This is a genomic window from Kineobactrum salinum (assembly GCF_010669285.1).
Classification (GTDB): Bacteria; Pseudomonadota; Gammaproteobacteria; order Pseudomonadales; family Halieaceae; genus Kineobactrum; species Kineobactrum salinum.
Genome location: NZ_CP048711.1, coordinates 1,735,922 through 1,752,843 on the forward strand (window position 1 = coordinate 1,735,922; position 16,922 = coordinate 1,752,843).

Genomic DNA, 16,922 nt, shown 5'->3' on the forward strand with positions numbered 1-16,922 from the left:
GCGCGGGCCCGCAGCGCGTTATACTGTCCGCCAAGCCATGCACAGACCGACGGACAGCCTGTGAACTATACCGACCTGCGCGCCTTCATCTCCGCCCTGGAACAACGCGGCGAGCTGCTGCGTATCAGCCAGGAAATAGACCCCAATCTGGAAATGACAGAGATCGCCGATCGCACGCTGCGCGGCGGCGGCCCCGCGCTGTTGTTCGAAAATCCAAAGGGTCACAGCGTGCCGGTACTTGCCAACCTGTTTGGAACCCAGGCCCGGGTAGCTCTGGCGATGGGCGCGGACAGCGTCGGCGCACTGCGCGAGATCGGCGAAATCCTTGCCTACCTGCGCCAGCCGGAACCACCCAGGGGCCTGCGCGATGCCTGGGACAAGGCGCCGTTGCTGAAACAGGTGCTGAACATGGCCCCCAAACTGATACGCAACCCGCCCTGCCAGTATCACGCCCGGGAGGGGGATGAGGTTGATCTGTATCGGCTGCCGATACAAACCTGCTGGCCCGATGATGCGGGGCCGCTGGTGACCTGGCCCCTGGTCATTACCCGCGGGCCCAAGAAAAGCCGTCAGAATCTGGGCATTTACCGGATGCAGCTGATCGGCCGCAACAAGCTGATCATGCGCTGGCTATCCCACCGCGGCGGAGCGCTGGACTACCGCGACTGGCAACTGCAGAATCCCGGCCAGCGCTATCCGGTGGCGGTCGCCCTGGGCGCCGACCCGGCCACCACGCTGGGCGCCGTCACGCCGGTGCCCGACAGCCTGTCCGAATACGCCTTTGCCGGCCTGCTGCGCGGCAGCAAGACCGAAGTGGCGGAATGCCATACCGAGGGCTGCCGCCAGCACGGCCTGCAGGTGCCCGCCAGCGCCGAGTACATCCTGGAGGGCTATCTCGAACCCGGGGAAATGGCGGACGAGGGGCCGTTCGGGGATCACACGGGCTACTACAACGAGGTGGAGCGCTTTCCGGTCTTCACCGTCGAGGCCATCACCCATCGCGAGGACCCGATCTATCACAGCACCTACACCGGAAGGCCGCCGGATGAGCCCGCGATCCTGGGGCTGGCGCTGAACGAGGTGTTCGTCCCCATCCTGCAAAAACAGTTCCCCGAGATCACCGACTTCTATCTGCCGCCGGAGGGCTGCTCCTACCGGGTTGCGGTGGTGACCATGCGCAAGGAGTATCCCGGCCACGCCAAGCGCGTCATGCTGGGAGTCTGGTCATTCCTGCGCCAGTTCATGTATACCAAGTTCGTGATCGTGACCGACGACGACATCAATGCGCGCGACTGGAAGGATGTGATCTGGGCGATGACCACACGCATGGACCCGCGCCGGGACTGCGTGTTTGTCGACAACACGCCGATAGACTATCTGGATTTCGCCTCGCCAACGGCAGGCCTTGGCTCCAAGGTGGGCTTCGACGCCACCAACAAGTGGAGCGGTGAGACCAGCCGTGAATGGGGCCGGCCGATTGCGATGAGTGCCGATGTCAAGGCCCGCATCGACGAACTGTGGAGCCAGCTGGGGATAGGCTAGGTAGGGCCAGTCCTGTGCTCCAGGCCCGGCTGCGGTTGCGGTTGCGGCAGTTGCGGCAGACTCTTTTCGCGCAGCAGCAAACCCTCGCGGAAAAACGCGGCACTGCCTCTGGCATCGCCCAGCGCGGCCAGCAGGCGCCCGAGTTCCGCGCACACCTCGGGATTGCGGCGCTGCTTGTAACTGGCCTCGAAATAATCCCGGGCCTTGCCCCATAGACCGTGGCGGCAGGCCAGCCTTCCCAGGCACAGCAGCAGCTGGGGGTCGCCGGAATGTTCCGGCAACCAGCTCTCCGCCTGGGCCAGCTGGCGGCCGGTATCCGGCAACTCGACATAACCGTAGAGACGCACCAGACCACTGTCCCAGCGGTGCTTCAGCCCGCGCTGGACCAGCTTGCCGGCCTCTGCATGGGCGCCTTCGCGGACCAGCAGGCCCACATAGCCGCACAGCAGTTCAGGCGCTGCGCGCAGTGCCGCTGGCATCGACTGCCAGGTCCGGTGCAGGCAGTCCAGCGGCTGCCCCTGGTCAGCAGTATCGCCGGCGCCGTCGACACAGGCCAGCAAACGCCGGCTGTACACTTCGTGCTCCAGCCGCGCCAGTTCATCCTCCGGCAGAACCCTGTGCTTGCGCAAGTCCGGCAGCAGTTCCTGCAGCTGGTCCCAGTCTTCCAGGCCCAGGTAGGCATTGCGCAGCAGCTTCAGTACATAGGGATGCTTGCCCACATTGCGGCGGGCCCGCTCCAGAGTCGCCACCGCCTGCTCAAACTGCCGGCCCTGGAGTTTCAGTTCCGCCTGGGTCAGCTCCACGGCGATACCGGCTGCCGAATCGGATTGCTCCGCCGCACCCAGGTATTCGCGCATCCGTTCCGGCTCGTCCAGCTGGTAGCTGGCCCTGGCCGCCATCAGGTAATTCAGCAGCGGCGCCTCACTGTGGCGGGCGCCGCGCAGCAACCAGCGGCGGGACTGTTCCCAGTTGCCCTCGATAAAACTGATCAAACCGCGGTTGGTGACCCGCGCCGCCTGCCGGGCCTTGCGGACACCCAGCCAGCCGCGCAGGGAACGCTGGCCGGCGAACAACTTGCGCAACAGCGCCACTCCCGCGTACAGCAGCAGTACCGCCAGCAGCAACAGCACCAGCCCCACCCAGAAACTGGTTTCCACGGTGTAGTTGCCCTGGGATATCAGGATGTAGCCGGGGTCCTTCTCGATCAGGGCGACCACCGCGACACCCGCCAGTGAAGCCAGCAATCCCAGCAGCAAGAGCTTGCGCATAAGCTATTGGTCCTCTTCGCGCAGTGTGCGCTGGGCTACCGCTGCATCCAGCGCGCGCAGCGAAGCGCTGATGTCCGGCAGCTCGACCCCCACCGGCTGTTCCGCGAGCTGATCGATTTCCCCCGCCATCGCCCGTGCCGCGGCCTCGTCCGTGAGGAAAAACTCACTGACCCAGCGATGGGCCCGCTGCAGGCTTTCGCGATACAGCACTGCGTTGCCGGACAACAGCGCCGCCTGGGCCTGCTGCAGCAACATTACCAGGTTCTGGCGCAGCAGGCCCTCCCACTGCGGATCGATCAGCGCCGTGGCCGGCAGTTCCCGGCGCCGCACCGTGACATAGCCGGAGAGCTTGCGCAGCGCCTCCTGGTAGCCCTGCCGCAAACGGCCCTGCCAGCTCCCGGCATCGTCTGTGACGGGCTCGGATTCACGCCGGGGCAGCTCGAAAATGGCCAGTTCCGGCACCTGGTCCACCAGCGCCGCCAACCGCAGGTAGAGGCCTTCAATATCCGCTTCCGGTACCGCGCGCAATGCCGCCAGCTCTCCCGCCAGCGCGCGACGAACCGGATGCAGGGAGACATCGTCAAGTTGCCGGAGAATGCGGTCCGCGCTCTGCAACAAGGCCCGGGCGGAACCGACATCAGCGGTCATGATCAGGCGTTGATTGGCCAGTCGCAGCAGGTATTCCGCCTCCGCCAGCAGCCAGTTCGCCCGGTCGCCACCCGTAATCCTGGCCAGTTTCGTGCTCTGCCCGGCAAGTTGCGCTTCCAGTTGCTGCAGCCGCTCGTCCTGCTCGCGCCATCGCGGCCGCAGATCGGCAAGTCCCTGCTCCAGGCTCGCTCGCAATCGTTGCTCGAGCTGCTTGAGTTCAGCCCGGATCTCACTGTAATCCGGCGCTGCAGGCGCGGCGGGCAGCTCTGGCTGCGGTCTGTTTTCCAGCGCCTCCAGGCGTTGCAGCAGGGCTGACTCGCGCTGTTGTGCCAGCCACCACTGCCAGCCAGCAGCGGCCGCCAACACGACCACCAGCAGCAATGCCAACCATGCGATTGCACCGCCGCGAGCCGCGGGCGGCGGCGCTTGTTCACCCTTCGCGGGCGTGTCCGCGGTCTCCTCCGTCGCGGAGGGCTCGCTTGCAGTGTGTTGCGTTGTTGGTTTCTGCTGTTCGCTCACTCAATCCTCTCCGCTGCCGGACTGCCATTGCTCCAGGGCGCGCAGCATGGCCTCATCAGATGCATTGTCCGCCACTATCCGGTGCCTGAACCCCGCCGCCGCCGCTGTCTCGGCCACACGGGCCGAGGGCAGCAACAGGGTGACAGACTGTAACTTAGAGGTTTCCGCCGGATCGAGCAACGCCAACATGTTCTCCAGTCCCTCCCCGCTGCTGATCAGAATGATGCCGATCTGCCAGCGCTGCAATGCGGCGACAAACTCGCCGCCTGCGTAGCGCGGGGCACAGCGGCGGTAACAGGCCAGGGTTTCCACCTGCGCTCCGCGCCGCGCCAATTCACCGGCCAGCAGCCCGCGCCCGCCTTCACCTTTCACCAGCAACACCCGGTGCCCCTCTACCCGGGACAGGCCGGGCAGCTGCAGCAGGCCTTCACTGCTCATCTCGAGACCGGGGACCTCGGCGCTGACGCCGTGGCCGGCCAGCGCGCGGGCAGTTCCGTCGCCCACCGCATACCAGTGCAGACCAACCGGCAATTGAGGCCAGTGGTCTTCGATCACGGCCATACCAAAACGCACCGCATTGGCGCTGATGAAAATGATGTGCTGGAATTCATCCAGCGCCAGCACTCGCGCCCGCTCCTGTGCAGACAGCGCAGGCAATGGCTGCAATTCCAGCAGGGGCAGCTGGTGCACCGGCCGGCCGCGGCCGGCAATGGCCTGGCACAGGCTGTCGCCCTGCCCGGCCGGACGCGTCACCAGTACTGCGCTAGCGGCCATAGACTTCGGCCAGGATAGCGCCGGCGCCCTGGGACAGCAGGTCCTCGGCCACCGCTATCCCCAGAGCCTCGGCCTGTGCCACGGGCGCACGGCCCTCCGCCCGCAGCAACAGGCTGCCATCAGGCCTCCCGACCAGCCCCCGCAGCCAGAGTTCGGCACCCCCGGCAGACAGCTCGGCATAGCAGGCGATAGGTACCTGGCAGCCCCCTTCCAGCCGGCGATTGAGCGCGCGCTCGGCGGTGACCCGCAGCGCGCTGGCTTCATGGTGCAGCGGCTGCAGCAGCTCCAGCAACCCGGTATCGTCACTGCGCAACTCGATACCCACCGCGCCCTGCCCCCCGGCCGGCAAAGACTCCGCCACCGGCATGCGCTGGCGCACCCGATCGGACAGCTCCAGGCGCAACAGGCCCGCGGTGGCCAGGATGATGGCGTCGTACTCGTCCGCATCCAGCTTGCGCAGCCGGGTGTTGACATTGCCGCGCAGGAAATGGACCTGCAGATCCGGCCGGGCGGCACGCAACTGGCATTCCCGCCGCAGGCTGGAGGTGCCGACCACGCTGCCCTTTGGCAGCCCGGCGACGCTGGCAAAGCGGTTGCTGACGAACGCATCGCGCGGGTCCTCGCGCTCGCAGATCACCCCCAGGCCGAGCCCGGGAGGGAAATCCATCGGCACATCCTTCATCGAGTGCACCGCAAGGTCTGCACTGCGATCCAGCAGCGCCGTCTCCAGCTCCTTCACGAACAGGCCCTTGCCTCCCACCTTGGCCAGCGGGACATCCAGCAACTGGTCTCCGCGCGAAGTCATCCCCAGCAGCTCCACCCGCAGGTCCGGGTGGGCGCGCTGCAGCGCGGTCCTGACATACTCGGCCTGCCACAGGGCCAGCGGGCTTTCTCGGGTGGCGATGGTTACTGTGCGGGGCATGCGCTAGGGTTCCATGGAATTCCCGCTCATGATAACAGCCACACCTGGTGGCGGCGACCGACCGCAACCGTCGGGGTGCCCGGCGGCATCATCTCTGATCGGAATGGCACTTGGTTAGATGATCAGGTGTCAGCTAATCCGGTCACCGCTTCTGGAGGGTGCTTACGAGACACGCCGTGAACCCATCCCTGGGGGCTCGGATGCGACATCCATGTCGCATACGGTCTCGAAAGCACCCTCCAGAAACGGCGACCTCTCTACGATTTGGAGCCTCAAGTGCCGCTCGTTCTAGCGACTCTTCAATCGTGCCTTGACCTCGGCCAGATGACGACGGCTGACCTGGGGACAGAGCGCCACCCCGTCCAGCTCCACATACCAGCAGCCGTCGGGGTCGCGACGCAGACGCCGCACGTGGCGCAGCGCGACCAGCGCATTGCGGTGCACCCGGACGAAATCCCGTGCCAGCTCACACTCCAGATCCTTGAGCGCATCCGGCAGCAACAGCTCACGCTCGGGTGCCACGGCATTGACGTACTTCTGTTCCGCCACGAAGCAGCGCACCTCGGCCACCGGCAGGGTTTCCACGCCGCGGTGCCCCTGGCTGCTGACCTGGCTGCGGCCGGTCGGCAGGGCGCCGTCCAGCGCTTCCAGCTGCAGCCGGTTCACCCGCCCGGCCAGCGCCAGCGCGCGTGCCAGTTCCGCCTCGCGCACCGGCTTGAGCAGATAGGCGACCGCCTGGTGGCGCAGCGCCTCCAGCGCATATTCATCGTAGGCGGTACAGAAAATCAGTGCCGGGGGTTGCGGCAGGGCATCGAGCTGCACCGCCACCGCGATGCCATCCAGCCCCGGCATGCGGATATCCAGCAACAACAGGGAGGGCTGCTCCCGGGCCAGCATTATCAGCGCCTGCTCCCCGGAACCGGCCTGCAGCACCGTCGCTTCCGGCCGCAGTTTCTGCAACAGCCGCAACAGGCGATCCCGCGCCAGCGGCTCGTCATCTACCACCAGGATCTTCACGCCGGCTCCGCCACCGGATAGCGCAGTTCCGCTTTGAACTGATCTCCCTCGGGCCCCAGCTGCAGGCTGGCATCATCGCCGAACAGGCCCAGCAGGCGCTGCTCAATGTTCGACACTGCGATGCGCTCGCCGCGGATCCCGGCCGCGGTCAGCGGCACCGGATTCGCCACTACCACTACCAGTTGCCCGGCATTGCGGAACAGGCGCATGCTGACCTGTCCCCCTTCCGGCAGCCGGGAGATGCCGTGATAGACGGCGTTTTCCACCAGCGGTTGCAGGATCAGGCTGGGCATCGGCAGCTCCAGCAGGCCGGCCTCCACCTCACAGCTGAATTGCAGCCGCTGCCCCAGGCGCAATTGCTCAATGCCGAGATAGAGCTCGCAGAGCCGCAACTCATCGGCCACCGTGGTGTCTCTCCCGGCCTCCCGCAAACTGGCCCGGAACAGCTCCGCCAGATCCTCCACCGCAGTCTCGGCGCGCTCGGGATGGGAGGCTATCAGGCTGGCAATGCTGTTGAGCGTATTGAACAGAAAATGCGGGCGGATACGGGACCGCAGGGAATCCAGCCGCGCCTGCAGTTCCGAGCGCTCGCGCAGGGCGAGTTGCTGCTGCAGGTAAAAATAGCGCAGCGCGATGCCGCCGATCACCGCCGCCACCAGCAGATTACGCAGCAGCCACCAGCCGCCGGCAGTCACGGTCAGCAATTCGGGATATAGCCACAGCGCCAACTGGCTGGACAAAGCGGTGACCAGCAGTACCAGCGCCAGGCTGCCAGCCACGGCCAGCGGCAGGCCAAGACGGGCGAACACCGCGCGCAGCGCGCAGAGCAGCGCAGTACTGCCAAGTACCAGCCACTGCACGAACAGGGAGGTCAGCGCCAGCACGTTCCAGTTGAACTGTGGCAGCTGGCTGATGACCAGCGTGTAGACCAACACCATCAACTCGGTCAACAACACCAGAAACAGTACCGGACGGGGTGCGCACAGGTCGGGGATGAAGAATTCCCCCGCCACCGCCGTGCCTGAAGGTCGCCCTGTCGAACCCTGCATTGGACCGTTCCCCGTTCCGCCCGGATGGTATACTTGCACCCTTGCCAGCGGCGAACAAGTCATAAGTCACCAATCATCGGCGGTCCGGATGCGGTCCCCGGTCAGTAAAAATGAGGCAACATGAGCGACAATCAGGACACCAGCAAACTGTGGGGCGGACGATTCACCGAGGCTACCGACCAGTTCGTGCAGCAATTTACCGCCTCGGTGGGATTCGACCAGCGCCTGGCAAGGGAGGATATTCGCGGCTCCCTGGCCCATGCCGAGATGCTCAGTGCTACGGGCATACTGAGCGAGGAGGAACTGGCGCATATCCGCCAGGGCATGGCCACCATTGAACAGGAGATCGCCGCCGGCAACTTCCGTTGGTCCGCCGAGCTGGAAGACGTGCACATGAACATCGAGGCCCGGCTCACCGAGCTGATCGGCATAACCGGCAAGAAACTGCATACTGGACGCTCCCGCAATGACCAGGTGGCGACCGATATCCGGCTGCACCTGCGCAGCGCGATCGACCTGATCGGGGTCGAGCTGACCCGCCTGCAAAAAGGTACCATTGCGCTGGCAGCCGCCAACTGCGACACCATCATGCCGGGCTTCACCCATTTGCAGACCGCGCAGCCGGTAGTCTTTGGTCACCACCTGCTGGCCTGGAATGAAATGCTGGAACGGGACCACGGGCGGCTGATGGACTGTCGCAAACGACTCAATCAGTCACCGTTGGGCGCCGCCGCGCTGGCCGGCACCACCTATCCCATCGATCGCCACCGGACCGCCGCTGCCCTGGGTTTCGACCGCCCCACGGAAAACTCGCTGGACTCGGTATCGGACCGCGATTTTGCCATTGAATTCTGCGCCTTTGCGGCGCTGCTGATGACTCACCTGTCGCGAATTGCAGAGGAACTGGTGCTGTGGACCTCGGCCCAGTTCAACTTCATCGAACTGCCGGACCGCTTCTGCACGGGCTCTTCCATCATGCCGCAGAAGAAAAACCCGGATGTGCCGGAGCTGGTGCGGGGCAAGGTGGGACGCGTCAATGGCCACCTGGTATGTCTGTTGACCCTGATGAAGAGCCAGCCGCTGGCCTACAACAAAGACAACCAGGAAGACAAGGAGCCGCTGTTCGATACCATAGATACCGTGCTGGGCAGCCTGCGCGCCTTTGCCGACATGGTGCCCGCCGTCCGTCCAAAAACGGAGCCAATGCGGGAGGCGGCGCGGCGGGGATTTTCCACCGCCACGGACCTGGCGGACTACCTGGTGCGCAAGGGACTGCCGTTCCGCGATGCCCACGAGGTGGTCGGCAAGGCGGTGGCCCACGGGGTCGCCAGCGGCGAGGATCTCGCCGAGATGTCGCTGCCGACCCTGCAGGGCTTTTGTGCCGCGATCGGGTCCGATGTGTATGAAGTGCTGACACTTGAAGGTTCGGTCGCTGCCCGCGACCATCTGGGGGGCACTGCACCGCTGCAGGTCGCCGCCGCGGCGGAACGCGCGCTGGCACGGATCATGGAACGGCCCCGCCCCGCCTGAGCGCAGCGCTCAGGGACGCCAGCGGACGCTGGCCTGGAAAATGACATCCGGCGCCGTCTCCACCCGGATATCCTCGACCACGCTGAGTTCCAGCGCCCACCGGTGGCTGAACTGCCAGCGGCCACCGGCACTGAGACGCAGCGAGCTGCCGCCCAGCGCCGGGAGGGCGCTGTCCAGCGGCGCGCCGTGGGCGTCGATCTGGCCGACAAGGGCCAGCCGTCCGCTCGCCGCCCAGTTCAACGCCACCCCTGCAAACCACAGCTCACGTCGCTGCCCGGCGCCCAGCAACCCGGAACGCCCCGCCCGCAGGTAGCCGGCCTGGCCCTGCCAGCTGAAGCGGCTGTCGCGCGGTGTCCAGCCCGCACGCAGCGCCAGATGGGCATCCTCGCCGCCACTGCCGAGCAGTTCGCGCTCACTGCCGGTGGCAAATTTGTAGCCCAGAGCTGCGCTCAGTCGCAAGGTCTCGCCCGTCCACAGCGCCCGGTTCAGCGCCAGCATCAGGTCACCCGCGCCGGCAGCGCTGTCGCGCAGGGTAAATTCGGCTCCGGGGCCGCGATAGCGGAAGTCCAGCTGATCCCGCGGTAGCTCGGAGCGGCCGCCGTCAGACATGCCCCACAGATCGTGCCAGCCATCGATCGGGCTGTCCAGGGCGCCCCCATTGTGAGCCAGCCAGGGTAGCTCCAGCTGTAATTCCCAGTGCTCGCCCAGGCCGTGGCGAAGCTCCAATGCCAGGCGCTGGCTCTCACCGTCCAGCCGCAGCAGCTCAGCGCCATTCTCGTCGACGACGAAATGGCTGCCGATACTGCCGTGAATGGCCAATTGCCAGCTCCCTGCCGCGCTCAGCGCCGCCGCGCGCGGCGACGGCAAGCCCAGCAGTCCCGCCGCCGGGCTCAGATTCTTGCTGTACAGAGGCTCGACCGCGGCGCTGGCATCGGCCAGCACGGCCAGCAGCAGTCCTGCCAACAGCCCCGGACAGCGGCCACGTCGACCGGATTGCCCACCGCCGACCGGCCCTGTTTCCACCCTGCCTCGCTGCATCATCTGTATTTCTCCGGAGTATCCGCCGTGACTGTACCCGCACTGCCGGCAGCGGTCATGGTAGCCGCCGCAGATGACAAAATCCGCAGCGGAATCAGGTATACTGCGCTTTTTTTGCACATGGAACGCCTACAATGCAATCCCCGTTTACCCCCGCGGCCGTGGCGCTGCTGTGCGCACTGCTTCAGGGCTGCGGCCAGACCGGCCCGTTGCAGCTGCCACCACCGGAAGAACAGACCACACCTGCCGGTTATGCCGGCTCGCCCCGCCACAGCAAGTGAGTACGCCGCAGATGAACAGCTTCAGCTACCGTGATGGTGCCCTGTTTGCCGAGGAGGTTGCGGTCGACGCCATCGCTGAGCAGTACGGCAGCCCCTGCTATGTCTATTCCAGGGCGGCGCTGGAGCAGGCCCTGAGCGCCTACCAGAACGCGCTGGAAGGCTGCCCGCACCTGATCTGCTATGCCGTCAAGGCCAACTCCAACCTGGCGGTGCTGGATGTGCTGGCGCGCCGGGGAGCGGGTTTCGACATCGTCTCGCAGGGGGAGCTGGAACGGGTCCTGGCCGCCGGCGGCGACCCCGCCAGGACAGTATTTTCAGGTGTAGCCAAGACTCCGGCGGAGATGGCGCGCGCGCTGGAGGTTGGCATCCATTGTTTCAACGTGGAGTCAGCCGCCGAGCTGGAGGTGTTGAACCGGGTCGCCGGCAGCCGCAACCAGTGTGCTCCGGTTTCGATCCGGGTCAATCCGGATGTCGACGCCCGCACCCATCCGTACATTTCCACCGGTCTGCGCGAAAACAAGTTCGGCCTGGGCGTGGCCGAGGCCCTGCCGCTGTACCGCCAGGCGGCGATGCTGCCGCATATCGAGGTATTGGGCCTGGATTGCCATATCGGTTCCCAACTTACCGAACTGAGCCCGTTTATCGACGCGCTGCGGCGCCTGCTGCGGCTGGTGGACGAGCTGGCCGCCGAGGGCATTGCCATCCGCCATCTGGATCTGGGCGGCGGCCTGGGGGTGCGCTACCGCGATGAGACACCGCCTGCGATAGAGGATTATATCGCCGCCATCCGGGCGGAGCTGGGCGAGCGCGAGCTACCCCTGGTATTTGAACCGGGTCGCTCCATCGCCGCCAATGCCGGCCTGTTGTTGACCCGGGTGGAATACCTCAAGCAGACCCCGGAACACCACTTCGCGCTGGTGGATGCCGGCATGAACGACATGATCCGCCCCGCTCTGTACCAGGCCTGGCTGGATATTCAGCCCACCCGGCGCCACCGCGAGGGCAGACAGGCACTGTGGGATATCGTCGGGCCGGTCTGCGAAACCGGCGACTTCCTCGGCAAGCAGCGCGAGCTGTCGCTGCAGCAGGGCGAACTGCTGGCGATTTTCGGCGCCGGCGCCTACGGTTTCAGCATGAGCTCGAACTACAACAGCCGGCCGCGGGCGGCCGAAGTCATGGTGGACGGTGACCGCGTCCATCTGGTGCGCGAGCGCGAGACCATTGCCGGGCTGATGGACCTGGAACAGCGCCTGCCCCACTGAGATGACCCACCCATGTTGCTGAAATTCACCAAGATGCACGGCGCCGGCAATGACTTCGTGGTTGTCGACCTGATCAGCCAGCGTTGCAGGCTGCGCAGCCGCGACATCCGTCTGCTGGCGGACCGGCACTTCGGCGTGGGTTGCGACCAGGTGCTGGTGGTCGAGCCGCCGGGACGGCCCGAGGTCGATTTCCGCTACCGCATTTACAACGCCGATGGCAGTGAGGCAGAGCAGTGCGGCAATGGCGCGCGCTGCTTTGCGCGCTTCGTGCGGGACAAGCAGCTGACCAGCAAGCGCATTATCCGGGTGGAAACCGCCGGCGGTATCATCGAATTGCGGGTGCGGGACAAACAGCAGGTGGAAGTCGACATGGGTGCACCGGAGTTCGAACCGGAGCGCATTCCGCTGCGCGCTGCGACACGGGCAGCCTCCTACACCGTTGCGCTCGACGGCCGCGAGCTGGAGCTGGGGGCGCTGTCCATGGGCAATCCCCACGCCATTTTGCGGGTGGAGGACGTGGCGCAGGCCGCGGTGGACAGCCTGGGGCCGGCACTGGAGCGGCATCCGGATTTTCCGCAGCGGGTCAATGTTGGCTTCATGGAAGTGGTCTCGGAGCGGGAGATCCGGCTGCGGGTGTTCGAGCGTGGCGCGGGTGAGACCCTCGCCTGCGGCACCGGCGCCTGTGCCGCCGTGGTCTACGGCATCAGCCGTGGCTGGTTGCAAGGTGTCGTGACAGTTCACCTGCCTGGGGGTAAGCTTGAAATCGCCTGGGCCGGGGCCGGCCACCCGGTGGTAATGACCGGTCCCACCGCAGTGGTGTTTGAAGGCAGCATCAGAATCTGAAGCCGCGCAGCGGCCGAATGAGCAGGGAGAAAACAGCATCATGGCAGCCAGACCCGATCAACTTGCAAGTCCGGCTGCGGCCGCACTCTCCGACGAACAGGTCCGGGAGTACCTGAAGCATCACAGTGACTTCCTGCAGCGCCATCCGGACATGCTGGACTTCCTGCATGTCTCCCACTCGTCCGGCAGTGCGGTATCGCTGGTGGAAAAGCAGGTCAGTGTGCTGCGCGAGCGCAATATCGAGATGCGGCAGCGCCTCAATGCGCTGACCGCCAACGCCCGTTACAACGACAAGCTGTACGAGCAGACCCGGCGCCTGGTACTGGCGCTGCTGGAAGCCGATGAGCTGGGAGAACTCTGCGCCGCCTTTCACCGGGCGATGGCGGAGGATTTCGAGGTCGAACATGCCAGCATCATCCTGTTTGGCGACCGCCACAGCGCTCCTCCGGGAGTGCGGACCGACAGCGCTGAGCGGGCGCGGATCGAGATCGGAGCCCTGCTGCGGAGCCGCAAGGCCACCTGCGGCGCGCTGCGCCGGGAGGAACTGAACTACCTGTTCCCGGAGGCGGGCGAGGTGGGTTCGGCCGCCACCATGCCGCTGCTCAATGGCGCCGAGCTGGGCATCATCGCCGTCGGCAGCTCCGACCCGAACCTCTACAACAGCAGCATGGGGACACTGTTTCTGCAGCATATCGCCGAAGTCCTGGTGCGCCTGATACCGCGCCTGTCCGGCGCCGGCTAGCCCGCATGTCGCTGCCCGCTGATGTTCGCGAATTTCTCGATTATCTGCAGACGGTGCGCCAGCTGTCCGCGCATACCGTCAGTAATTACCAGCGCGATCTCGGCTCCCTGCTGAAGTACTGTGACAGCCAGGGCCGGGGCCGGGCCGCGGATATCCACGAGGCTGACATCCGCGCCTGGGTCAGCCAACTGCGCCGGCGTGGGCTGGCCGGCAGCAGTATCCAGCGTGCGCTGTCGGCGGCCCGTTCCCTGTTCAATTACCTGGGCCGCAATCGGGGCCAGCCCCACAATCCCGCCGCGGGGGTACAGGCACCGCGGCAGCCGCGGCGCCTGCCGAAGACCATGGATACCGACCAGGTCGACAAATACCTGCACTTCGCCGACACCGACCCCCTGACGCTGCGCGACAGTGCGATGGCCGAGCTGTTCTACTCATCGGGGCTGCGTCTAGCGGAACTGGTGGCCGTCGATGTCAGCGATATAGACTCGCAGTCGCAGTTGCTGACCGTTACCGGCAAGGGCCGCAAGACCCGCACGGTACCGGTGGGGCGGGTCGCACTGCAGGCCATTGAGCGCTGGCTGGCGGTGCGCCCCTGCAACGCAGAGCCGGCGCTGTTCACCAGCAACCGCGGCCGCCGCATCAGTGTGCGCAATATCCAGGCGCGGCTCAAACTGCAGGGCCGCCGCGCGGGCATGCACCAGGATGTGCACCCGCATATGCTGCGCCATTCCTTTGCCAGCCATATGCTGGAGTCCAGCGGCGACCTGCGCGCGGTGCAGGAGCTGCTGGGCCATGCCAATATCGCCACCACCCAGATCTACACTCATCTCGACTTCCAGCATCTGGCGAAGGTCTATGACGCCGCCCACCCCCGCGCCCGCCGGCGCAAGGCCGATTGAGCACCACCGGCATGGCTGTCTCCGTTGTCACCTTTGACCTGGACAATACCCTGTGGGATGTGGAGCCGGCGCTGTTGCGGGCGGAGCAGGCGCAGCGCGACTGGCTGCTGCAACACCGTCCCGGCAGCATCGAGCACTACGATCACGAGCGCCTGTGGGAATTCAAGAAAGCTCTGTGGAAGCGGCACCCGGAACTGGTCCACCATGTCAGCAACATGCGCATCCAGATGCTCTACGAGCTCCAGCGTGAGGCCGGCTACAGCGAGGCGGACGCGAGAGCCGGCGCCAGTGCGGCCTTTGCGGTCTTTCTTGAGCAACGCCACCAGGTGGTGCTGTACGAGGAAGCCCTGCAGGTACTGCAAAGCCTGGCGGGGCGCTACCGGCTGGGCGCCCTCACCAACGGCAATGCCGACATTTACAAGACCGATGCCGGCGAGTATTTCGATTTTGCGCTGCTGGCGGAAAACGTGGGCGCCAGCAAGCCGGCGCCGGACATGTTTCAAGCCGCGCTGGCGGCCACCGGGGTCACTCCGGATTGCATTGTGCATGTGGGGGACAGCCCGGAGCACGATATTGCCGGCGCCCGGGCGGTGGGCATGCGCAGTGTCTGGATCAACCCGAAGGGGCTGCCCTGGCCGGGGGGGAGCCCCCGGACGGGGAGGTGGGCAATCTGCGGGAACTGCCGGGGTTATTGCCAGTCTGGACGTGCTCGATTGACGGGTTCGTTGCGCGGGTTTCGGGTGGCACTTCGAATGCCGAGCCATCAGCCGGGGTGTGGTGTTCAAGACACGCCGTTAACCCTTCCGTGGGGGCTCGGATGCGACATCCATGTCGCATACGGTCTTGAACACCACACCCCGGCCGATGGCTCTACCCTGGTAGCCAACCCAAACATGAGCGCTTTGGGCATCCATGCTGCATACGGTCTTGAACAGCCACACCCCGGCCGATGTCTCTACCACACTGGTAGCCAACGCCCCCAATCAACCTATGGGACAGCATTGCATTAATCTGCTAATCTCCCGGACGCGCCATCCCACAACTACCGACAGGAAGCCGGTCATGCTGGAACTGTTTGCCATCAACGGCTACCCATTCTGGCTATTGCTGGGACTGCTGTTGCTGGTCTCGGAATTGTTCGTGCCGGGGCTGGTCGCGGCTTTCTTCGGCCTGGGCGCACTGGTGGTGGGCCTGCTGACGCTGTTGGGGATACTGGAAAGCACCGGCAGTCAACTGCTGTGCTTTGCGATCATCAGTGTGCTGGCCCTGTTTGCGCTGCGCAAGCAGTGTCAGCGCTGGCTGCGCGGAGCGGAGGCGGATCCTGCAACCGCCAACCTGGATGATGCCGGATTCATCGGCGCCCGGGTGGAGATACTGACCGACTTTGACGACGGCGCTGGTGATGTGCTGCTCAATGGCGCGAAATGGGATGCCGAGTCTTCGGAGCCGCTGCAGCGGGGCGCCAGTGCCTGGGTGACGGATCACCGCGGTATTGTCCTCACTGTCAGCAGCCAGCGCCCCTGAATTGATTGCGACCGCCGAACCCGGCGGTTGCCTGCCCTACCCCTGACGGAGCACCGCAATGGATATCGCAACAATACTGTCATTGGTCTTCCTTGCCCTGGTCATCCTCACGGTGGCCAAGACTGCACGGATCGTGCCCCAGCGCTCGGCCTTCATCATTGAACGGTTGGGCAAGTACGCCAAGACCCTGGAGGCCGGTTTTCACCTGTTGGTGCCCTTTGTGGACCGGGTGGCCTACAAGCACACGCTCAAGGAGGAGGCCATCGACGTACCCAGCCAGGCCTGTGTTACCCGGGACAATATCCAGGTGGTGGTGAATGGGGTGCTCTACCTGCAGGTGGTGGACCCGAAGCTGGCCAGCTACGGCATCAATGACTACCGCTATGCCGCGATGCAGCTGGCGCAGACCACGCTGCGCTCGGTGGTGGGCAAGATCGAGCTGGACAAGACCTTCGAGGAGCGTGAAACCATCAATGTCCAGGTGGTACTGGCGCTGGACGAAGCGGCCAAGCCCTGGGGGTCAAGGTGCTGCGCTATGAGATCGCCGATATCGAACTGCCCGCCACCATTCTCGACGCGCTGGAAAAGCAGATGCGCGCGGAGCGGGAGCGGCGGGCTGTGGTGGCCCAGTCCGAGGGTGAGCGGGAGGCCAAGATCAACGTGTCCGAGGGCATGAAGCAGGAGACCATCAATCTGTCCGAGGCCGACAAGATGCGGCAGATCAATGAGGCCGAGGGCAAGGCGCGGGAAATCGAGCTGATTGCCGGCGCCACCGCCGAGGGCCTGCGCCGCGTCGCAGAGGCGATCAATACCCAGGGTGGCAAGGATGCCGTGGCGCTGCGAGTGGCGGAGCAGTATGTGCGCGAGTTCGGCAAGCTGGCACAGTCCAGCAATACCATGATCCTGCCGGCGGAGCTGAGCAATATCGGCTCGGCAGTGGCCGCCATCACCAAAACCCTGGATACCGTGAGGCAACCCTGAGCCAGACAGGAGCCTGGCAGCAGCTCCAGCCTGTGTGTGTCAACGCACCGACAGCCCTGACGGCGATAGCGATGATGACACAG

The 16,922-nt window shown here is 65.4% G+C and carries 17 protein-coding genes and 1 pseudogene; 11 read left to right on the forward strand and 7 right to left on the reverse strand.

Annotated features, from left to right (window positions below; all coding sequences use genetic code 11):
• The first annotated feature begins 60 nt into the window (after positions 1-60).
• Positions 61-1,542 carry a 4-hydroxy-3-polyprenylbenzoate decarboxylase gene (gene ubiD, locus G3T16_RS07385; protein ID WP_163494490.1) on the forward strand — a complete coding sequence of 494 codons (1,482 nt, stop codon included), beginning with the start codon at positions 61-63 and terminating at the stop codon, positions 1,540-1,542.
• Here the strand turns inward: ubiD and G3T16_RS07390 are convergent.
• From G3T16_RS07390 to G3T16_RS07415, 6 genes are all read right to left on the reverse strand, one after another.
• Positions 1,539-2,810, reverse strand: a complete 1,272-nt coding sequence (locus G3T16_RS07390; RefSeq protein ID WP_163494491.1) for a heme biosynthesis HemY N-terminal domain-containing protein — start codon at positions 2,808-2,810, stop codon at positions 1,539-1,541. The genes ubiD and G3T16_RS07390 overlap by 4 nt on opposite strands.
• Before the next feature lie 3 nt (positions 2,811-2,813).
• Positions 2,814-3,977: a uroporphyrinogen-III C-methyltransferase gene (locus G3T16_RS07395; protein WP_163494492.1), complete on the reverse strand. Its 1,164-nt coding sequence runs from the start codon at positions 3,975-3,977 to the stop codon at positions 2,814-2,816.
• Positions 3,978-4,751: a uroporphyrinogen-III synthase gene (locus G3T16_RS07400; RefSeq protein ID WP_163494493.1), complete on the reverse strand. Its 774-nt coding sequence runs from the start codon at positions 4,749-4,751 to the stop codon at positions 3,978-3,980.
• A complete protein-coding gene (gene hemC, locus G3T16_RS07405) occupies positions 4,741-5,673 on the reverse strand; it encodes a hydroxymethylbilane synthase (RefSeq protein ID WP_163494494.1) in 933 nt (310 codons plus the stop codon). Before hemC ends, G3T16_RS07400 begins: the two co-directional genes overlap by 11 nt.
• 288 nt (positions 5,674-5,961) lie before the next feature.
• Positions 5,962-6,690 carry a LytR/AlgR family response regulator transcription factor gene (locus tag G3T16_RS07410; RefSeq protein WP_163494495.1) on the reverse strand — a complete coding sequence of 243 codons (729 nt, stop codon included), beginning with the start codon at positions 6,688-6,690 and terminating at the stop codon, positions 5,962-5,964.
• On the reverse strand, positions 6,687-7,739 hold the full coding sequence (locus G3T16_RS07415) for a sensor histidine kinase (RefSeq protein WP_163494496.1): 1,053 nt from the start codon (positions 7,737-7,739) through the stop codon (positions 6,687-6,689). The genes G3T16_RS07410 and G3T16_RS07415 overlap by 4 nt, the downstream gene beginning before the upstream one ends.
• A 120-nt stretch (positions 7,740-7,859) precedes the next feature.
• Between G3T16_RS07415 and argH the strand changes: the two genes are divergently transcribed.
• Positions 7,860-9,269, forward strand: a complete 1,410-nt coding sequence (argH, locus tag G3T16_RS07420; protein WP_163494497.1) for an argininosuccinate lyase — start codon at positions 7,860-7,862, stop codon at positions 9,267-9,269.
• Positions 9,270-9,278: 9 nt separating this feature from the next.
• On the opposite strand, the gene G3T16_RS07425 is transcribed toward argH, so the two are convergent.
• Complete coding sequence (locus G3T16_RS07425) at positions 9,279-10,310, reverse strand: DUF3187 family protein (RefSeq protein WP_163494498.1); 1,032 nt, start codon at positions 10,308-10,310, stop codon at positions 9,279-9,281.
• A 131-nt stretch (positions 10,311-10,441) separates the two neighbouring features.
• Here G3T16_RS07425 and lptM point away from each other — a divergent pair, with 131 nt between their 5' ends.
• The 9 genes and pseudogenes from lptM to G3T16_RS21815 all read left to right on the forward strand — a co-directional run bounded on the left by lptM (position 10,442) and on the right by G3T16_RS21815 (position 16,839).
• The gene (gene lptM, locus G3T16_RS21050; RefSeq protein WP_197911952.1) at positions 10,442-10,588 is read left to right on the forward strand and encodes an LPS translocon maturation chaperone LptM; all 147 of its coding nucleotides are present in this window, start codon (positions 10,442-10,444) and stop codon (positions 10,586-10,588) included.
• Positions 10,589-10,599: 11 nt separating this feature from the next.
• Entirely contained in the window at positions 10,600-11,850 is a 1,251-nt protein-coding gene (lysA, locus tag G3T16_RS07430; protein WP_163494499.1) for a diaminopimelate decarboxylase, read from the forward strand.
• A 12-nt stretch (positions 11,851-11,862) separates the two neighbouring features.
• Positions 11,863-12,693 carry a diaminopimelate epimerase gene (gene dapF, locus G3T16_RS07435; RefSeq protein WP_163494500.1) on the forward strand — a complete coding sequence of 277 codons (831 nt, stop codon included), beginning with the start codon at positions 11,863-11,865 and terminating at the stop codon, positions 12,691-12,693.
• Between the two features lie 40 nt (positions 12,694-12,733).
• Entirely contained in the window at positions 12,734-13,435 is a 702-nt protein-coding gene (locus G3T16_RS07440; RefSeq protein WP_163494501.1) for a DUF484 family protein, read from the forward strand.
• 5 nt (positions 13,436-13,440) lie between these two features.
• Positions 13,441-14,334, forward strand: coding sequence for a tyrosine recombinase XerC (xerC, locus tag G3T16_RS07445; protein ID WP_163494502.1), 894 nt, complete (start codon positions 13,441-13,443; stop codon positions 14,332-14,334).
• Positions 14,335-14,345: 11 nt separating this feature from the next.
• Positions 14,346-15,344, forward strand: a complete 999-nt coding sequence (locus G3T16_RS07450) for an HAD family hydrolase (RefSeq protein WP_163494503.1) — start codon at positions 14,346-14,348, stop codon at positions 15,342-15,344.
• 52 nt (positions 15,345-15,396) lie between these two features.
• Complete coding sequence (locus G3T16_RS07455; protein ID WP_163494504.1) at positions 15,397-15,858, forward strand: NfeD family protein; 462 nt, start codon at positions 15,397-15,399, stop codon at positions 15,856-15,858.
• A 58-nt stretch (positions 15,859-15,916) separates the two neighbouring features.
• A pseudogene (locus tag G3T16_RS21810) lies at positions 15,917-16,440 on the forward strand (paraslipin); the annotation flags it as partial.
• Positions 16,441-16,479: 39 nt separating this feature from the next.
• Positions 16,480-16,839, forward strand: coding sequence for a band-7 C-terminal domain-containing protein (locus G3T16_RS21815; RefSeq protein WP_232059358.1), 360 nt, complete (start codon positions 16,480-16,482; stop codon positions 16,837-16,839).
• The last annotated feature ends 83 nt before the right edge of the window (positions 16,840-16,922 follow it).

Bases quoted from the DNA above. Each gene is read 5' to 3' on its own strand.
- G3T16_RS07390 (WP_163494491.1), bottom strand. From the start codon at position 2,810: ATGCGCAAGCTCTTGCTGCTGGGATTGCTGGCTTCACTGGCGGGTGTC.
- G3T16_RS07400 (WP_163494493.1), bottom strand. From the start codon at position 4,751: ATGGCCGCTAGCGCAGTACTGGTGACGCGTCCGGCCGGGCAGGGCGAC.
- hemC (WP_163494494.1), bottom strand. From the start codon at position 5,673: ATGCCCCGCACAGTAACCATCGCCACCCGAGAAAGCCCGCTGGCCCTG.
- G3T16_RS07415 (WP_163494496.1), bottom strand. From the start codon at position 7,739: ATGCAGGGTTCGACAGGGCGACCTTCAGGCACGGCGGTGGCGGGGGAA.
- argH (WP_163494497.1), top strand. From the start codon at position 7,860: ATGAGCGACAATCAGGACACCAGCAAACTGTGGGGCGGACGATTCACC.
- G3T16_RS07425 (WP_163494498.1), bottom strand. From the start codon at position 10,310: ATGATGCAGCGAGGCAGGGTGGAAACAGGGCCGGTCGGCGGTGGGCAA.
- lptM (WP_197911952.1), top strand. From the start codon at position 10,442: ATGCAATCCCCGTTTACCCCCGCGGCCGTGGCGCTGCTGTGCGCACTG.
- lysA (WP_163494499.1), top strand. From the start codon at position 10,600: ATGAACAGCTTCAGCTACCGTGATGGTGCCCTGTTTGCCGAGGAGGTT.
- dapF (WP_163494500.1), top strand. From the start codon at position 11,863: ATGTTGCTGAAATTCACCAAGATGCACGGCGCCGGCAATGACTTCGTG.
- G3T16_RS07440 (WP_163494501.1), top strand. From the start codon at position 12,734: ATGGCAGCCAGACCCGATCAACTTGCAAGTCCGGCTGCGGCCGCACTC.
- xerC (WP_163494502.1), top strand. From the start codon at position 13,441: ATGTCGCTGCCCGCTGATGTTCGCGAATTTCTCGATTATCTGCAGACG.
- G3T16_RS07450 (WP_163494503.1), top strand. From the start codon at position 14,346: ATGGCTGTCTCCGTTGTCACCTTTGACCTGGACAATACCCTGTGGGAT.
- G3T16_RS07455 (WP_163494504.1), top strand. From the start codon at position 15,397: ATGCTGGAACTGTTTGCCATCAACGGCTACCCATTCTGGCTATTGCTG.